The organism is Pseudomonas sp. Irchel 3E20 (genome assembly GCF_900187645.1).
In the GTDB taxonomy this organism is placed as follows: Bacteria; Pseudomonadota; Gammaproteobacteria; order Pseudomonadales; family Pseudomonadaceae; genus Aquipseudomonas.
This window is the reverse complement of the sequence record NZ_FYEE01000033.1, coordinates 1-1,547: the sequence shown is the minus strand read 5'-3', so window position 1 is coordinate 1,547 and position 1,547 is coordinate 1. Positions and strand designations below refer to the sequence as shown.

Here is a 1,547-nt window from a genome sequence, read left to right as displayed (position 1 = left end):
ACGTACTTAGAGACAGAAGAAATGACGATGAGAAACATTGCGCCACCCACCCTCGTTGGCCTGGCTGCCGTATGCGGTGTCGTGGCGTTGCTGTATGGCGCGGTGTGGGGTGGCAAGGCCCTGATGCAGTGGGTCAATCCAAGGCTGGCGGTTACGCAACCGGCGCCACTGACCGCCGAGCAAATCGCGGAACGCGAACGGACCTATGCGCTGGAAATCAGGGCGGCGGGGTTGGCGGTAGACGTCTGGCATCAGACCAGCATCTGGACCTTGATTAAGAAAAAGAATGACAACTTCAGCTCTATCTATTCACAGAAGGCCGAGGACTATCCTTACTCTGCGGGCGCTCGCCGTGATGATTCCCAAATCAACACCCGTGCATCATTCCTCCATTCCGCCCGCGATGCCGTGGCCTACTGGCCCTTGCCGACCTTTGCACTGGCGCCTCCTAAACAGCCACACAATATGGGCGCCGAAAGCGACATTCTCAGTGGCCGTAATAAGGCCACCCTCGGTGTAACCCTGTTCTTGTGGCAGGAGGCCGATAACACCACGCATGCCCAAGCCATGCTCGAAAAGCTCTTCCAGTTTTTTGATGACCACCAGGAGGTACCTGAGGCCCTGATTATCAGCCGTGATGGTGATGTAACCCGCAGCGGTTACCGGGTCGCCGGAACACCGTGGCTCCAGGATGGCCACTTCGTACCCAAGGTCTACGAAAGCATGACCGGCCTGCTGGTATCACGCTCGGATCGGGTCGATCAATACCTACGCCCGTTCGCCACCAACGAAGAAGAGGACAACCAAAACAAGCGCACCGATATGGGCAAGTTATGGGCCTTCTACTGGAAGCACTCTGTTTTATTCGGCCAGATCTATACGGCCAGGAAGCAGGCGGAGGGCGTGGAGAATGCGCATGGCCCCGGCACCATGCCAAGCGCCTACTGGCACGCCCAACTCCCCGAGCTGTGGCAAACCCTGAGCAATCGCGGCCCTGGCCATTTCACACCCACCCCTTGGCTGCCCGTGCGTTGGGCCGAACACCAGGTCAAGGAGTTCGACGCCGCGCCCATGCTCGGTTACCTGCACCGCCCGATCAAAGTGGCGATGAGCGACGAAACCGGCAAGCGCCTCAAGCCCGCGCTACAGGTCAAAGCCTTGCAAGGCGCCTGGCTCAAAGCCCTGAACACCTTGCCCGAAGGCGCTGCCCCGGTGCGGGTGTTCTACGACAGCACCGACAACATCGACGGCCTGATTGCCCTCAACAACACCCTGCACACCCTCAACACCGACGGCACCGGTATTGAGCTGGGCAATGTCGACGAAGGCTACGACCTGGGCCGTCGCCTGGGTAATACCGGGGTCAGCAGTGCGCTGGTGGCCATCAACCTGGCTACCATGGCCAGCTACCTCGATGGCGGCACCAGCGCGGTGGTCTACAACGGCAGCGACGGCAGCACCACCGTGCAAATGGTCCGCCCGCCCGACGCAGCCACCAAAGCCCACAACGCGAAAACCCGCTGGGCCGACCCCTTCCTTTTCGGCGC

General features: G+C 60.4%; 1 protein-coding gene. It reads left to right on the top strand.

The window, feature by feature from the left end; translation table 11 throughout:
* Window positions 1-1,547 (top strand): DUF2875 family protein (locus CKW13_RS24080; RefSeq protein ID WP_305886500.1); only part of this gene is annotated, 1,547 nt, incomplete at both ends.